This window comes from Acinetobacter pecorum, assembly GCF_014837015.1.
In the GTDB taxonomy this organism is placed as follows: Bacteria; Pseudomonadota; Gammaproteobacteria; order Pseudomonadales; family Moraxellaceae; genus Acinetobacter; species Acinetobacter pecorum.
In genome coordinates this window covers 79,819-96,652 of the sequence record NZ_JACSPT010000012.1, presented here as the reverse complement: position 1 = coordinate 96,652, position 16,834 = coordinate 79,819, and the positions used below count along the sequence as shown (strand labels likewise).

Genomic DNA, 16,834 nt, shown 5'->3' with positions numbered 1-16,834 from the left:
TGTAAGTCTTCTGTTTCTTGCTCATGGTAAACTCCTGATGAGTGTCTATAGTTTACCAAGTTAAAACCTCCTGTTTTTTCAGCACACATCACTCGGCTCTTTCTTCTCATCAATCATTCCTCGAACCGTAACAGCATCATGCATCACTTCACGTTGAATTAAGGAATGAATAAAGTCAGTAAAGTTGGTACGTTCTTTTTCAATGTGCAGCTCCAACTGCTCTAGCTGCAATGGAGTAAGTCTAAAATTTTTGGTTTTACTTCTCATATACAATCACGCTAACCATTCTTTGGTTTTTGCTTTTAAGTCAACGAAGTTGACTTGCCCATCTGTGATGGGCTGGGAGGTCTTAGGAGGGTTTCCCTCCTAACAAGCCCTGTACATAAAAAATTCGAAGAATTTTGTATGTACAGGTAGGCTTGCTTATTCCCATCACGGATTTTTATGACATTAGCAAAGAACAAAATTACGGATCAGTTTTGGTGGTGTTTTAGAGTTTTTTCGCTAATTTTTTTATAGACTGATTAAAAGCGGTAATCCAATTAAAAAATCCCATTTAAAAATGGGATTTTTATTAACTTTGAAACCTGTTTAAAGATTAAATTTTCTCAAATAGTTCATTTGCAATTTTTCTTGCTAAAGCATCTTGAGCTTCTGGCAAATCAGGTAAGTTAATGACATATTGAATTGCTTCACGACCTGCAACTTCCATAGGTCCATAGTCATCATATGCTTCGCCTGTATAGGCATTGTAAGCTCGTAAATCATCTTGCGTAAAATCAACATCACATAACTGAGCTAGATAAATATATAGCCATGCTTCACCAGTATTCTTAAATAGTCTTTGGTAAAGGAAGTGTTCAATTGCCTCAGTGTCACCTTGATTGCATAGATACAACATCTGCTGATAGACCTCATCCTCATCTGCATCAAAATTTATTTCCGCAATACTCAATGGACAATTTTTGATATACGATTCGTAAAATTCAGCTTGTTTTATATATTCGTCATATTTTTCTTTATTCTTTGTAGTTTCCTCAGATTTTATATATTTTTGTTTGTCATTATCCCAACGACTACCGAAATTCGAACCATTTCGACCATAAGGCGCAATTTGATTCGCTAGGTAACGATAATATCCAGCAACCAATGCATAGGCATCAAGATTCTTACGATCTTTTGCATAAGACAATATAGTCTCAAGATATTTTTCTATTGTATTGAACTCAAATTCCTCATCTTCAAAATACTCATAGTCAGACTCATCCCCAAGTTCAAATGTATTCAGTAATCCATTATCAAAGCAAACATGACTCAAACTTTCTCGCATCACTCTAAAATTTATAACTTCTATATTTAGATATAAAAGCTCCTGATAGACAGTTTTAGCGATCGAAAAGTGAATCTCTTCTGGAAGATCTAATTTCGATAAAATTTGCAAACGAGTGATAAGATTTTTGATTTGATCTAGTAATTGACGACCTTCATAGTCATCCCAATGTAGATCATCTTCATCATAATTCGAATAGTCTGATTCAGGTGGGTTTTTAAATATTTCTAAGCTTAATGCATTGACGAGATCATGCTGATAATATTCTTCAGAATCATCATATTGGACTTGGATAATTAGATTTTGACTTACAAATGAATTGTACGTTTTACAGCCTTGATTTAAAGCGATTAATTCATAAATATGCGAACGACTAATCTTTACAGAATGCTGTTCCTGAATTTTTTTTGATAATTTAAATGCGAAATCTTGAATAGACATAATTTTCTCTACAGCAAACTCTAAATTCTTTTGTTCAAAGAATTTCTTGGTGTCATATGACTTATAGCAACGCATGTTTAAATGCTAAGAACCAAACGAGTTGATGCTTAAGAAAATTAAAATATAGATGTGGTTTGTAAAATTAAACCAATAAAACTCAACCCCTTTTCTACTCATGCGTAAGTACGGTAGGCGACCTTGTTTTTAATTTAACATTATTTTTGAAAATTACAATCATATAAATCAAAATAGATTTTCTTTGAAATATAAAAAATTGAAAAAAATTATTTATGCTAACTTACACAACTATTCACCAACCTAAACCATCATCCTTTTGTGAATTTTTATCACTTTTACGACTTGCTCTTTGTCTGACCTTACCTCGTAGTTTCAATAGCTGTATTGGTGAAAATGGCTGTTCAGGCAAAAATGAATCTAGATGATCCAGTAGATCTAATGTCATTAAAATCGCGATCAAGTTTTCTAAACTGACCTGCCCTGCTTCTGCATTCATCACAACTTTTCTAGACACACCTGTTCGTTGTGCTACTTCAAGTTGTGTGAGATTTAAATTCAATCTTGCTCTTTGTAACCTTTGTCCTAATTCAATCGCCCAAGCATACGCAGTCTTAGAATTATAATGTGTCATGTAAAGTTACCTATATAGGACTTAGATAGCTGAAATAACGATTAAAGTTTAATTTTAGTAACTTTAGAACATATCCTATTTTCGCTATTTGGCTCAATAACAATAAACAACGAATTAGTACAAAAATTTTAAGTTTCAAACTAAATTAGAGATTAACCATTTTTCTGAAGTTTTCCACGAAACTAATTTTAAAAAATATTCATGTGATAAGTTTTCACATGACGGTTTATGTTTAGGGCAATTTACACCTAACCATCAATAATTTTTAAAATCATTTTAAGGAACAATATCAAGATATGCACATGGAAAATAAATCCATAGCTGTTCTTTTAGAACCAGTATTATCTCCGACCAATTGGGCGAATCCTTCAGTTATTTTCAAATTTACTGGGAAGCGAAAATGTAGACATCGAGATAGACATTTAGTGAAAAGATTCAACGGGAATAAATAGATGAGCATCGAATTAAGACCAGAGGAACGTTTAACTCAATTAATCGCTTCAGGTACTAGCTTAGTGTGTACGAATGATGCCGCTATTATTCTTGGGTTAAAACCAAATACATTGAGAGTATGGGCAAGTCGTGGCAAGGGAGATTTAAAACCTGTTATGACAACCAAGGGGGCCAAATGGCGACTGACTGATATACGGAATTTGGTCGGGCTTTAGCACCCTCTTAAACATTAAAAAGAGATTATTTAGAGACTTCATTTTGAAATTGTTGAAGATTTTAAAATCCCTACCTTCAAAAATTGAAGGTTTATCACTCAACCAATCACTCTTATCAAATTTTAGCATCGCTATTTATTGCTTACATAATGCTTACATGAATTTTAAAATTAAAAAACCGCTTAGGATTAATGCACCTAAGCGGTTGTTTTATATGGTGGGCCCAGACAGACTTGAACTGTCGACCAACGGATTATGAGTCACCAAAACCAAACTTTATAGTTTTATTTATCAATCACTTACAATGCTTGCCCTACAAAAAATACAACTTAAACCAATGTTACATCACTACATATTAAGATTAAGTTGACACAAATTTGACACACTCATATTGAATAATTTTTTCAATTTAAGGCTGTTTTTATTGATTGGACATTCTGTAGCATCAAATTATGATGTGTTTAGAGATATAAATAAAAATGATGCAAATCAATATAATAAACTGTTAAAGAATGGTATAAGAAATTGTTCAGATTTCATCTGTAAAACCTAGTTAACTAACGGATCGACTGGAACGGCTACACCAAACTTTTCCAATCGCCAGAATTTTGACCCTAAAATCTGAACTGGAATTTTGCGTTGGAGTAAACCAAAGAAATTTTCATCATGCGTAGAGATAATAATTTGTTTATCAAACTGCAAGCAGATACTACGCAAAAGATCAATCGTCGAAAGTATATTTATAGAATCCATTGATTGGATTGGATCATCAATCATAATGACATCTATAGGTTGGCCCTCATCATCTTTTGCATGTAGTGCACTTGCTAAAAATACGCTCAAACTGAGAATATTAGTCTGAGCACTACTAAAATAAAGGATTGGAGATATTATTTTTTCTTTTTCATCACTTACCACAATATTGAGGCCTGGTTTATCTGATGAATCAAAATCTACTTGGAAGCCAACTTTTTTAAAGAATGGATGTGGATCTAGCTTACGATATATCGAATTAATAAGATCTTCGTAGAAAAAATTATTAATAAGCACTTTGAGTTTATTCACAATTATATCCATTTGCGCTTGCAAAACCTTACGAACTTGATTGCGTTGTTCTTGATGCTTTTTAATCGTGAGAAGTTCTTCCTTGATAGACATACGTTTAATATAGGGGGCAAATAAATTCATTTGCTTTACGAGTAATTGAATACCATTTAAACGCTTTTCAATATCTTGAGTGCGGATCCGACACTCTTCAATTCCCTTAATAAGTAGCGCTTTAATTTTTTCCAATGTATCTTCTGGATGAAAAATAATAATATTGGCTAAACTCTCATGAAAAGCATTAATTGATGATTGAGAACGAGCTAGATTTCCTTCTATAGTTTCCTTCTGTAGTTTCAACAAAGAAAAATCCGTCCATGTGCCTTCTAGCATCATTCTATTTTTTAAATCAGTGCACTGATCAATTAGAGATTTTTCAATAACTTTATATTTGAGTAACTCACTCTCAAGCTCTTTTCTTCTCTTCTCGCAATGCTGTTTGATATCTGAAACAGAAATGGCATTCTCATTGAGATATGCTTGTACGATAACGTAAGAATTTTCATTACATTTTATCTCTGCCTCAGCAATTAATGTTTGCAACTCAGAGCCTTTAGCTTTGACACTATCGGTAAGTAATGTGATTTGAGCTAAAAATTGACCTTGTTGATCAATTAGATTTGATCGCTTTATTGTAAGCTCTTTAAGCTCCGCTTCAGCACGAGAAACTAGCTCGTCATGTGAAAGCCCCCAAACTGAATTTTCTAGTTCAACAATTCTATTTTCTAAAGTCTTATATTCTGCCTTCTCAGTAGATATATCTAGCTCGGTTTGAGCTAGCCTCTTACTAACTTCTGCCAGCTTTGCATGCAGACTATTTAATTGTTGACCTTGTGCTTCAATAGCTTGTTCTGTAATGGTTTCGACAATTGTTAGGAGTTCTTTCTGACGTATCGAAGCAAGTGACAACTTTTGAGAGTTCTCCAGACTTAATTCAGACAGTAAATTCTGGTTCTTAAGCTTTTCTACTAATACATCGACAGATGGGTGGGGAAATGTGCACAGTGGGCAAATATTAGAAGGCTTTATACTTAGATAATCTAAACCGATGGAAATCAGCTGTTCATGTAATTTCATCTGTTCAGTTAAAGCTTTCTGAGTGGTATGAATAGCCTGACTATGCGCATTGATTAAACTGAGGTCAGCATGAGATCTCGTCAATTGTTTAATTTTTTCTTGATCGAAAATCAACCCCTTTACATCTCCTTCCAATAATAAATTAGATGTAATTTTTAGTGCTGATATCTCACTTAATAAACGAGATAGCTCCTCATATAAAGCCTTATCTATTTGGATTGAAATATTTTTATCGGAGATTTGCTTTAGTAGAACGCCTATACGAGCTTGATTATTTGAAAGCTCTATATAGACAGGGCCTGCATTTTCTATAGAATTTCTTAAAAACAAAGCTCTATCATCAGCAGTCTTAAGGCTGTTGTTCAGTTCATGTAGCTTTTCTTTAAGATTTGCTAGTTGGACTGAGCTTTTAGACAGGTTCTCATTTAGTTCTTTTTGCTTCGAAGTTGAGTCGAAAAGGTATGCATCTGTTTGTAAAAAAGAGTCAATATTCTCAGAGATTCCAAGAATGTGCATTAGATGCATATGTGTTTTTTTCTGATCTGCTATACATTGTTCATAAGAATTTAACAGTACCTGATATTTGTCAGCATCAACAACCCCTTTTAATATTCTATTATGCTGAGTCTTTTGCTCTTCAATATTGCTGATATGGAGCTCAATTGTCGGCAGCGTTTCAAAACTATCAACAATCTCTCCTAATGTTTTAGTATTTGAATGATATAACGTATTCAGTTCATGCTGTCGTGATACAAGGCTAGCGTTAAGGTAATTCGCTCTCTGAGATGTAAAACTTTCATCAGGTAAGGTAATATTCTCACCTATAGCATTAAGTTCAGTAGCAACTGAGTTAAAATGATCAAATACTGAAATATCAATAGGTTGTTTTATTTCACTGAGGAGAAAATCACTCCTTTTTTTGAGCTCTCTTAGCTCTACCTCATTATCATTAATGAGTACAGATAATTCCTTACGAGCGGTTTCAAAATCACCCCCAAAACTTTCTATAAACTTAATATAACGATCATGAGGATTTGCTTCTCTTAGAAATCTATCAATTTCATCTTGGCTTAGAATTACACGTCTGAAAAACTCATTTTCAATTAAGCGATTACCTCCAATCCGTGTATCCCGCTGATTCTTACGAAGCTGGGGTAACTCTCGCTCAAAATGTGATGGTCTGGTTGTAGAAACCACGACCTTTGTAGTCAATGTTTTGTCTGCATATTTATTGCGCAGGATTTTTTGCGCCTCATTAGGATCTTTGGTAGACCTAGCAGCACTTTCAAAATTAGATTTATTATATTCCCCACTAATCCTTTCCAAATGATTAGTAACTGCCCACTCAACTGCATCATAGAAAGAGCTTTTACCAAAACCATTTGGTGCATAAATTGCTACAAAGTTAGAAGGGACTTCACCATCATTCGTAAAATCAAACGTCCCATCTTCCTTTGTTTTGTAAGCACGAAATGCCTGGATTTCAACTTTTTTAATTTTCATTCTGGTTAAAAAGCTCAATTATGTTATTGATCATTAAAGTGCGTCTTTCTCTAGACTCAGGTTTTGAGTCTAATGGTGCACCACGGAAATATTCTTTCAAAGGCAACTCAAGCTCTACAGTTTCATTAACTAGTGCATTGAGCTTTAAATCAGAACCTAATAATTGTTTCTCTAACTCAATACCCAATTGCTCAATACTAGGTATTTCTGCAAATGAATCGAGTATGATCTTACGCGCAACAAACTTATTATTTTCTATTTCATATTTTTGCCAAGTAGGGATTCCACCAGTTGTTACAAAAACTAAATAGACATTCCATGCTGCCAACCCTTTTGAAGGTTGATTGTGAACATAAACCATATTCTGAATAGCCCGCCAATGTTCAACTATATCTTCTGATTTATCACATAAACATACTATGCACGATATAAAGGAAAGATGATCATCTGAACGAAACATATGGAAATGCATGTTCTCATATTGTGTGCATAGAAAACTTAGGTCGAACTCATCACTTAATAATTTCATTAAGCTTATCCTTAAATAATCTCAATTGTTCTATTCCCGAAGGTAAAGCTTTATATTCAAACTCACTATTTATCACACAGCAGTTGTGCAGCGCTTCTAAATGAGTCAGAGTGAAACTATTGTAAATAGATGTTTCAACCGTATCGATTGAGAAAGGACCTTGGTCTGGCACATTAGAAATGTCATTTATCACTCTACTAAGTTCAAAATTTGGCGGTAGAAGTCTAGCTGCTTTATCTGGTGATGCAATTATAAGTGTGCCATCTTTATCTAAAAGTCTACGCGCTGTTTTAAGCAATTCTTCTAAGTTACTGATCCAATTCCGGCTATTACTGCTGTATAATAATCTACGCTTTCTCTCTATACTTTTTATATAATCAGCATTTGTAATCCCAACATTGTCAATCAGAGCACAAATAACTAAATATTCTAAATACGCAACCCATAAATCTCGTGATTTAAGTTCTTCAGTCTGATTTAAATCAACAAGTAGCTGTAAATCATATTGCCCCATGATTTCATAAGGCGGAGGCATCTCCTTTATTATTAGCGAATCGGCAAACTTCTCTAACGCTATTTTCAAATTATGGGTATTGTTTGGATCAATGACATTGAATACAAATGTCTTCTCCCGCAATATTGAAAAACATTCTAAATGAGCTGGGATTATTGGGGCACATTCATGTATTTTTATGATTTCTTCAAATTTCACTAGACTATGACATTGCACTCGACCATATTGCTGATCTTGGTCAATACTGTCCATTTGGAATTCAACACCAACAAGGAATGCTAGTCCATCTCGAATATTGTAAAGCCCTCCACCAGACATACCACTAATTGTAGGCTTACCAGGAATAACATCAATTGTAAAAATGATAAGGTCATTGGTCACATTAGTCATATGTCCATCATAAAACTTTATTGGATCTTGACTAGTTCGCTCTGTTGTTGGACAACCTACTAATGTTAGATCAGTACGGTGTAGTAAATCTGAAGCAGCAAGAATTTTTTGTTCAACGTATGACTGATAACTAACTTTTAAAATTGCATAATCATATAAAGAAGTTACTGGGTCGTAATCTTCAGAATATTTGAGCACACCTAAGACTTCAAGATTGTTACCCTGAAAATCAATAACCTCATGTTCAAGAAAATCTTTAATTACATGAGCGGCCGTTAAAACATAGGAATACTCTTTGGTCATGGCATTGACTAATACACCACTACCACCATTAACCCTAACACAGTAGGACTGCATTATTTCATAGATTGTAGTCTTAGAATCTGATTTCATTATCAAGCACTTCTAGGCGAGAGGAATAATCCTTAGCTTCATTAGCCAAAAGCAGTGGAGTGACAACATGACTGTAATTAAAAAAAATTTTACCTTCTGTTTCTTTAATAATCCGTGCAATCGTTCTCTTATTTGGCAGACCGTGTTTTTTCCCATCAGTGGAAATAACGTAGCGTGGCGAATCTAACAGAGAGAGAAACTCATTACTTGTGTTGTAATGGCTACCATGATGAGAAATTTTCACTAGATCCGCTGTAAGCTTATTATCATTGCTATAGCCCAAGGCTCTCAGATTATTGACGACGACATGATCATGAGCATCTCCAAGAAAAAGCATTTTCTTTCCTTCAGCTTCTAGAAGAAATGCAATAGAACTCCCATTATAAATAGATTGGTCTGCAACAAAATTATCCTCAGCCCAAATATCTTCTAAAGAAAGATTGTAATCATTCTTATAAGATGAAGTTGCACCTAATTCGACTTCAGTTGGCCACTTGTGTAATAGCTTCTCAAGTTGAGTTCGTTCTGGTGATAATATTCTCAAAGTGAATGGCCCTAAGTTATAAACTTGTCCTGATAATATAAGAGGGGCTCGACTACAACCTACTTCATCAAGCAAACTCTCAAAATCCCTCCCTTGTTGAACGCTTGTTTGTGGTGAATCATTAGCTAATAAAATATTATTTTCCAAAATCTCGGGAACATTAAAATAACGTGTAATTAAATGAGATGAGTTGAACCAAATTAATTTAACAAGTTGGCCAAGATAGTCAGGTTTTTCAAAAGCTTTTATTAAACCATGAATATGATCGTCGTCAATATGAGTTAAAATAGCTAAATCAATATTCTGCCCTTTCTCTTTCAGATCATCAAGAGCGGTGCATAATGCTCCCGGAAAGCGTTTTCTTGGACCATACCTGAAGGTAGTAGATGGTCCTCCATCAATCAATATATTAAAAGCACCAGATAATCCTTCATGACTAATTAAGATACAGTCCCCATGATTTGCTTTAAGAATACGTACAACAATACCCATAATTACCTTTGTTCCTGTATAACGTCCAATTAGATAGTTTTTCTGATTTTACTGATTGATCCCATTTACTGAAAATACGCTTTCAGCCCCCTTTCTTCTCTTGTCTAACTTTAGATGGCGCTTTTTAAAATCATCCCAAAGTTTTGCCTCAAAATAAATATCTTGAATTATTGTGGGATTGTTAGTGGTTTCTAAATCATTTTGTAGTGATTTATGGAATTTATGCGTATATTCTGCCCATGTTGAAATATCGGCAACATCTATAAAGGGGCATAAATCTTTGAGATATTTTAACCATATCGATTTATTTACTTGCCATTGTTCTTCAAATGCTGAAATATTTATTTCTTTATTAAATATACTTACTTCATGAAAACGTCTAAAAGCACGTATTTCATCAATCGATTTTATATCTTCAAGTGATAAATTATTCACTATTTTTTTTGCGCTTCGATATTTACTATCATTCGCTTTACTAGACTCGTGCTGCTTGCACAATAGTTGATTTGTTTTCCTTGATTTATTTTCACGAAATATTTGGTCATGAATATTGGATAAAGATTTTAGAGGCCGTTGTTCACCAATTGATTTCACACGTCTAAAACAAAATTCACACCAATCAATTTGAGGTCTACGAGTATGAATTCTATGATGTTCATCATCATTCTTATCTAGTAATTGGCCTTTTGATAACAAATGAGTAATCTCATAGATGAGATTTAAAAACTCAAGAGCTTGAATCCACTGTTTAGACTCTTCATTTTGATTTTGCAACAAAGAAAAATTATCTACAGATAAAGCATGTTGATTATAAATTTGATAAATAGATTCAGAAAAATCATGGCATGTCGACTTCTTAGTCAGCTCTTCAACGAGGTTATGAGATATATCTTTTTGATCTAACTCATATTTAATTATTGGAAATTTTTCAAGATAATAATTAAATTTATCTAAAAATATTTTGCAAAATTCGATCAAGATACTCTGTTTACTAAACCCTGATCTTGCCATTTTTAGAACAATAACATCATTTTCTTTTAAGAATTTTTTTAATGTGAGCAATTCATTTTCACAATTTGCTCGACATGCATTTTCAATTAATCCCGTTTCAAAAAATGCATTTTTATATTGTTCAAATCCCATTTTTTATTCCTGATAAAAATTAAAAGCAATTTTCCGAATAATCGCATAGAGCCACAAAAATTAAAAAAATAAGCTCAACTCATCTAAATAACGCAATGAGCACTTATGAATAAAACAAACAAATGCCCAAATGAAATTGATTTGAGAATAGTCGTACACGGGACGCCCATGACTGGGATGGATACCGTAAATCTTAGTTCTAGCTGTAAACATACTACTAAGTTAGCTTGCCAATTCAAAGCCTTATTCACTGTTACACAGTTACATCTGAGAGGTGCTTATGAAAACTAAGCCTGTCGCTGTGCGTATACCTTTGGCTCTGGCAACTGCACTTGAACGCCAGGCAGAACGTGAGGCCGTTACCGTAGCTGATGTAATCCGTCACACATTGGCAAAAAGCCAGTCAAGCAACAAAGATCAGCTCTTAGAAAAACTTGTAGATATTGAAACCCAAGTGAAGCTGTTACACCGAGGACAGAATCAAATCATCAGTAAGCTCAATGAGTTTGACAGCGAGAATGGAGAAAATGCATGAAGAATGCACTAAATACAAAGCAAGAATGGAAAATTGAAGAAGGCTTAGCCGTTACTGGTATTACTTTTTTGGTAATTTCTGTTGCACTTGAATACCTCTCGTGGAATGTGCAAATCCCATTCACACGGGACCTCAAGTGGACAAATTGGCCGTTATTAGCAAAAGCTCTATGGGGATGCACATTGTCTACACTCGGTATCCAGACTAAAGCATGGCTAGATATTGCAGCAATGCTTGATGTCTATGGTTACAAAACATTGTTTTACTGTCATTTTTACACGCCATTAGTTCTAGCACTACCTGCTTCAGGTTTTCTTGGTTATGTATGTGCTAAACCTCGCGACCAGTATCATGCAAGAGGAAATATACTGTTGTCTGGCACAGAAGCTGTCAGTTATGCACAACGTAAAGTAAAAGTTCTTGATAAGAAAATTCAATCAGCTGATTTGCCTATAGGTATGCTGATCCATACACGAATTCGTTTGCCTGTTGGTATAGAAACGAGAGGCCTTGCTCTTATTGGTGCACCGAGCGCAGGTAAGACACAGATTATGAAGCAGATGATGCTTGATATGTTAGAACAACAGCCATATGCAAAAATCTGTTTGTTAGATAATAAAGGCGATTTCACAGAAATTTTAGATGAAAGCCAATCACTTATAATCGCACCCTGGGATTCTCGTGGTGTAGCCTGGGATATTGGCCAAGATATACGAACGGAATTAGATGCTGGATTACTTGCTCATGCCTTAATCCCAACCATTAAAGGTGATAATGCGGTTTTTTCAGATGCAAGTCGGGTAGCACTGATTGGCTTTATTGTTTGTCTGCAACAAAAACACGGTATGCATTGGGGCTGGAAACATTTAGCACAGTGCCTTGAATGGTCACGTGAGCAGGTAATTGCTGCATTCAAACAATATTATCCAATTGGACTCAAAATTTTTCGTGAAGATAGTAAATCATCGGATAGTGTGGATTTTACTTTAATTGCAAACTTATCTTTTTTACGCCAATTTGCACAGGCTTGGCCTACATCCATCGATGGATTTAGCTTGAGGAAATGGATTTGTGACGAGTCTGAAGAAAAGCCAATTTTGTTATTGCAAGTGAGTAAAGCATTTCCTTTAATTAGTGATGCTTACATTTGTGCATTGTTAAATGTTCTCAGTAAACTAATTTTATCACCAACATTTACAGACTCATCTACACGTCGAATCCATTTTATTCTAGATGAGATTGCACAAGTACCATATATCGAGCAATTGAAAAATCTTGCTGCACTTGGAAGATCGAAAGGCGCTTGTATCTGGCTAGGGGTTCAAGATTTCGATTTACTGGTCGATCAGTATGGTCAGCATGAAGTCAACTCTTTAATCGGCATGATGCAAACCAAACTGATTTTAAGTATGGGATCAGGCACAGGAGCTGACTTCGCTTCTAAATTGATTGGTGATCGAGAAATTTTCACCGAAGATTTTGACGAAAATGGAAATCGAATCCCGCTCACACAGTCACAGCGTCTTGTTTCACCGTCTGAAATTTCTCAATTACCTCAACCTACTTTACAGCATGGCATTCAAGGTTGGATGACCATTACGGGGTGGGATGCTGTACTTCGACTCACTTGGCCGATCAAAAAATTTGAAAAAATCCGTGAAGGTGTAGAACTGGCAGAATGGATTGACCAGATACCTGTTGCAGATGTGGCAGATCATGCTCTAGAAGCTGTTTCTTCAGGTAAAAAACGATTGATCAAAAAATCTAACAAGCTCCAAGACGAGACATGATGAGTTTTAAATCCATATCTAACAGTGAGCAAGCTGTACAATATTATGAGAGTTTGGCAACCGAAGATTACTATGAATTGGGTGGTGAGCCATCTGGATATTGGCTTGGCCAATTACGATCCACACTATACCTGAATGGTGAAGTGAGCTCAGGTGAATTAGGAAAAATGCTACAAGGCTATCACCCTATATCGGGTGAGGCTTTGGCCTCAAATGCTGGAATTGACCACAAAGGCGGCTGGGATATGACATTTTCTGCCCCAAAAAGTGTGAGTGTTATATGGGCATTAGCTGATCAAGAAACTCGTACAGCTATACAAGCAGCACAAAAAAAATCAGTTGAAGCAGGGATTAAGTTCTTGGAACAACACGCATTTAGCAGTCGAGATCGTGGGGAAAATTCGGGGTCTATTCATCATATCATTGCTGCTGCTTACGAACATAGCACAAGCCGTACGCAAGATCCTCACTTACATACCCATGTTCTGGTGGCTAATCTCGGCTTACGAGTAGACAGTTCTGTATGCGCTATTGATTTTGATTCACGTTGGAAGCAAGCGACAGGTGCAGTCTATCGTGCTGAATTGTCACACCAATTACAAAGACTAGGTTTTCAGGTTGAACCAGAGGTAAATAAATCATTTTCAATCAAAGGAATACCGAAAGATTTGTGTGATGCTTTTTCTAAACGTAGAAATGCTATCGTTGAACAAGCAGAAAAATATGGCGTAACCAGTGCACAAGGTATGCAGATTGCCACTTTTGCAACCCGTGGCAAGAAAGCAGATGAAATTTCACGTTTTGTATTGTTTCAACAATGGCAAGCTGAGGCAGCATCATTAGGTTATGAACCTGATTTGGTACAGCAATGCCAAAGTTTTCAATCAATGGAAAATTCATTGCTCAATCCAATGGAAATATTTGGTGAGCTACATCAACAAATGTCTACCTTTACACCACAGCAACTTTATTATGCGGTGGCCGTTGCAAGCCAAGGTCATCTCCATGCTGAAGGTGTAAATCAATATGTTGAGAAAATATTGCATGATCCCGAATTGGTACGATTGCACTCTATTAACCCCAAGCTAGATCGCGGTCTTAATCAAAGCGAGTTGCGCTTTACCACTCAAACGCAACTGGCTTTAGAACAGCATTTACTTGATCAAGCGAAACATAGGCAATATGAAACGCAGCATCAAATTGTTATAGACCCACTCTTGATTAAACATGCAAATTTGACCAAAGAACAACAACGGGCATTTGAGCATATTATTACTGAAAAAGGTGGTGTGAAAATTGTGCAAGGCATGGCTGGCACAGGAAAAGGCTATCTGTTAGGTGTTGCACATCTAGCTTGGGAACAGCAAGGTTTGGATGTAAGAGGTGCAGCCCTAGCCGCAAAAGCAGCTCAAGGCCTGCAAGAATCTACGGATATCCCATCTCAAACTTTGCATTCATTGATTCATCAACTTAATACTGAAAAAATAGTATTGACCAATAAAACTGTATTGGTGATTGATGAAGCTAGCATGGTTGGGGCAAGACAGTTGACACAAATACTTGATCATGCAGAACAAGCACAAGCCAAAGTAGTTTTGGTTGGTGATCATCAGCAATTACAACCAATTGACGCAGGCGGTGTGTTCCGATTATTAACAGAAAATTTAGGTTATGTCTCACTGCAAAATATTCAGAGACAAAAAATGCTAGAAGATCGAAAGATTGTTATGCAGCTTGCCATAGGTCAAAGTGAGCAAGCATTAGAAGCTATGCGTAAACAAGGGAATCTGCATGTACAACCCACTCAAGAAAAGGTAATACAAAATTTAGTTGAGGACTGGTGGAAAGCCAAGCTAGAGCAACCTTTTGCGTCAACTTTGATGATGGCAGGAACAAGAGCCGATTTATACCAACTCAACCAAGCTGCACGTTTAAAAATGCAGAGTTTCGGGCTGCTAGGTGCAAGCTGTGAAGTTGAAACCATCCATAATAATGTGCATTCATTTCGTACTTTTGCGATAGGTGATCAAATTCTATTTTGTAAAAATGCACGAAAGTTGGGGATTACTAATGGTGATGTGGGAACATTAAAGCAGATTCAGATTAACAAAGATGGTTATTGGCAATTTCAGGTTGAAAGTGAAGATGGTCAAACAGTGGAATTCAGTCTAACTGATGATGAAAACATAAGGTCGGCTTATTCCTCAATTGATCATGCTTATGCCCTATCTGTGCATAAAGCCCAAGGAATGACTGTTGATCGAGCGTTTGTATTGGGGTCAGATTCAATGATGGATCGGGAATGGAGTTATGTTGCTGCCAGTCGTGCTAGAGAACGAACACATTTTTATTGCAGCTCAGAAATTGAAACACAGCTTGAGCAAAAAATGGGACGATCAAGACAAAAAGATACCAGCCTTGATTATGTCTTAGTATCTGAATCTGAACAACAAATTGAATTATAAGAATTTCTGGTGAGTCACATGCAAACGCTAAGCCTGATTGAAGCAGCAGCTTTTCTACACATGCACCCTGAAGAACTGCGTAGAAGAGCTAGGCTAGGACAAATTCCAGCAGCTAAACCAGCAAAATCATGGGTTTTTATCGAAGATGATCTTGCTGAATATTTACGCTCACTTTATGCTAGTCCAAGGCAAGCGTTGCAAGTGACTTCACAAACGGAGTTAAAAAAATGTCACTTATTAAACGCAACAACATATGGTGGGTCGACTTCACCACACCGAGCGGTAAGCGAATTAGACGTACTACTGCAACGGAAAATAAAGTCGAAGCGCAAGAATTCCATGATCGATTAAAAGCTGAATTTTGGCGAGTACAAAAGCTAGGTGATAGACCAACTTATACTTGGGATCAAGCCGGTATACGTTGGTTGGATGAAACTCAGCATAAGAATACCCACCAAGATGATGTCAGTAAATTAACCTGGTTACAGCAGTTTCTTCGTGGGAAAATCCTAATGGACATTTCTCGCGATGAAATTATTTCGATAGGTGAAGTTAAAAAACGAGAATCGAGTGCTGCAACTGCAAATCGATACCTTGCCTTAGTTCGAGCAATCCTTAATAAAGCTTGTAACGAATGGGAATGGATTGATAAAGCACCGAAAGTAAGAATGTATAAAGAAATCAAACGCCGTGTTAGATGGATTACAGCTGAGCAAGTTAAGATTTTACTTGATGAGCTACCTCCCCATCAGAAAATAGTAACGGTATTTGCTCTTTCAACTGGACTAAGACAAGCTAATATTTTAAATCTTACTTGGCAACAAGTTGATTTAAAACGAAAAACGGCATGGATTTATGGTGATCAAGCAAAAGGTAAAGAAGATATCCATGTTTCGTTAAGTGAACATGTAGTTAATTTACTTAAAACTCAGCTTGGGAATCATCCAGAATATGTTTTTACATACCGTAAAAAGCCTATTGCAAATATAAATACACGGGCTTGGCGGAAAGCTTTAGATCGAGCTGGAATAGTCAACTTTCGTTGGCATGATCTAAGACATACTTGGGCTAGCTGGTTAGTGCAAAATGGCACACCCTTATATGATCTTCAGGAGATGGGTGGTTGGCAAAGTTCTGAGATGGTCAGAAGATATGCTCACTTAGCTCCAGCAAATTTAAGTAGACATGCTGAAGTCGTAAGTTCCATACTTTATGGCACAAATGTGCCACAGCATGAAATTAAAAAGGACTTACAGTTACTGTAAGT

Annotated in this window: 14 protein-coding genes; 6 read left to right on the top strand and 8 right to left on the bottom strand. The window is 35.9% G+C overall.

Features of this window, described 5'->3' with window-relative positions; all coding sequences use genetic code 11:
- Positions 1–78: 78 nt before the first annotated feature.
- The 3 genes from H9629_RS10440 to H9629_RS10430 all read right to left on the bottom strand — a co-directional run bounded on the left by H9629_RS10440 (position 79) and on the right by H9629_RS10430 (position 2,420).
- Positions 79–273 (bottom strand): hypothetical protein, encoded by a 195-nt coding sequence (locus H9629_RS10440; protein ID WP_225215784.1) that lies wholly within the window; start codon positions 271–273, stop codon positions 79–81.
- 325 nt (positions 274–598) lie between these two features.
- Positions 599–1,771 carry a hypothetical protein gene (locus H9629_RS10435; protein WP_191731049.1) on the bottom strand — a complete coding sequence of 391 codons (1,173 nt, stop codon included), beginning with the start codon at positions 1,769–1,771 and terminating at the stop codon, positions 599–601.
- A gap of 310 nt (positions 1,772–2,081) precedes the next feature.
- On the bottom strand, positions 2,082–2,420 hold the full coding sequence (locus H9629_RS10430) for a helix-turn-helix domain-containing protein (RefSeq protein ID WP_191731048.1): 339 nt from the start codon (positions 2,418–2,420) through the stop codon (positions 2,082–2,084).
- Positions 2,421–2,872: 452 nt separating this feature from the next.
- Here H9629_RS10430 and H9629_RS10425 point away from each other — a divergent pair, with 452 nt between their 5' ends.
- Entirely contained in the window at positions 2,873–3,088 is a 216-nt protein-coding gene (locus H9629_RS10425) for a hypothetical protein (protein WP_191731047.1), read from the top strand.
- Between the two features lie 549 nt (positions 3,089–3,637).
- Here the strand turns inward: H9629_RS10425 and H9629_RS10420 are convergent.
- The 5 genes from H9629_RS10420 to H9629_RS10400 are packed head-to-tail and all read right to left on the bottom strand — an operon-like array spanning position 3,638 to position 10,777.
- Positions 3,638–6,772, bottom strand: a complete 3,135-nt coding sequence (locus H9629_RS10420) for an AAA family ATPase (protein ID WP_191731046.1) — start codon at positions 6,770–6,772, stop codon at positions 3,638–3,640.
- A complete protein-coding gene (locus H9629_RS10415; RefSeq protein ID WP_191731045.1) occupies positions 6,762–7,301 on the bottom strand; it encodes an ABC-three component system middle component 1 in 540 nt (179 codons plus the stop codon). Before H9629_RS10415 ends, H9629_RS10420 begins: the two co-directional genes overlap by 11 nt.
- Positions 7,285–8,598: an ABC-three component system protein gene (locus H9629_RS10410; RefSeq protein ID WP_225215783.1), complete on the bottom strand. Its 1,314-nt coding sequence runs from the start codon at positions 8,596–8,598 to the stop codon at positions 7,285–7,287. The genes H9629_RS10415 and H9629_RS10410 overlap by 17 nt, the downstream gene beginning before the upstream one ends.
- Positions 8,582–9,634 carry a ComEC/Rec2 family competence protein gene (locus H9629_RS10405; RefSeq protein ID WP_191731044.1) on the bottom strand — a complete coding sequence of 351 codons (1,053 nt, stop codon included), beginning with the start codon at positions 9,632–9,634 and terminating at the stop codon, positions 8,582–8,584. The genes H9629_RS10410 and H9629_RS10405 overlap by 17 nt, the downstream gene beginning before the upstream one ends.
- 48 nt (positions 9,635–9,682) lie before the next feature.
- Positions 9,683–10,777 carry a hypothetical protein gene (locus H9629_RS10400; RefSeq protein ID WP_191731043.1) on the bottom strand — a complete coding sequence of 365 codons (1,095 nt, stop codon included), beginning with the start codon at positions 10,775–10,777 and terminating at the stop codon, positions 9,683–9,685.
- 280 nt (positions 10,778–11,057) lie between these two features.
- On the opposite strand from H9629_RS10400, the gene H9629_RS10395 reads away from it, so the two are divergent.
- From H9629_RS10395 to H9629_RS10375, 5 genes are read left to right on the top strand one after another with little or no spacing between them, the layout of a single operon-like run.
- Positions 11,058–11,312: a hypothetical protein gene (locus H9629_RS10395; protein WP_191731042.1), complete on the top strand. Its 255-nt coding sequence runs from the start codon at positions 11,058–11,060 to the stop codon at positions 11,310–11,312.
- Positions 11,309–13,102, top strand: coding sequence for a type IV secretion system DNA-binding domain-containing protein (locus tag H9629_RS10390; protein ID WP_191731041.1), 1,794 nt, complete (start codon positions 11,309–11,311; stop codon positions 13,100–13,102). The genes H9629_RS10395 and H9629_RS10390 overlap by 4 nt, the downstream gene beginning before the upstream one ends.
- On the top strand, positions 13,099–15,567 hold the full coding sequence (gene mobF, locus H9629_RS10385) for a MobF family relaxase (protein ID WP_191731040.1): 2,469 nt from the start codon (positions 13,099–13,101) through the stop codon (positions 15,565–15,567). Before H9629_RS10390 ends, mobF begins: the two co-directional genes overlap by 4 nt.
- A gap of 18 nt (positions 15,568–15,585) precedes the next feature.
- Entirely contained in the window at positions 15,586–15,918 is a 333-nt protein-coding gene (locus tag H9629_RS15600; RefSeq protein ID WP_404793883.1) for a helix-turn-helix domain-containing protein, read from the top strand.
- Complete coding sequence (locus H9629_RS10375) at positions 15,804–16,832, top strand: tyrosine-type recombinase/integrase (protein ID WP_404793890.1); 1,029 nt, start codon at positions 15,804–15,806, stop codon at positions 16,830–16,832. Before H9629_RS15600 ends, H9629_RS10375 begins: the two co-directional genes overlap by 115 nt.
- Positions 16,833–16,834: the final 2 nt, after the last annotated feature.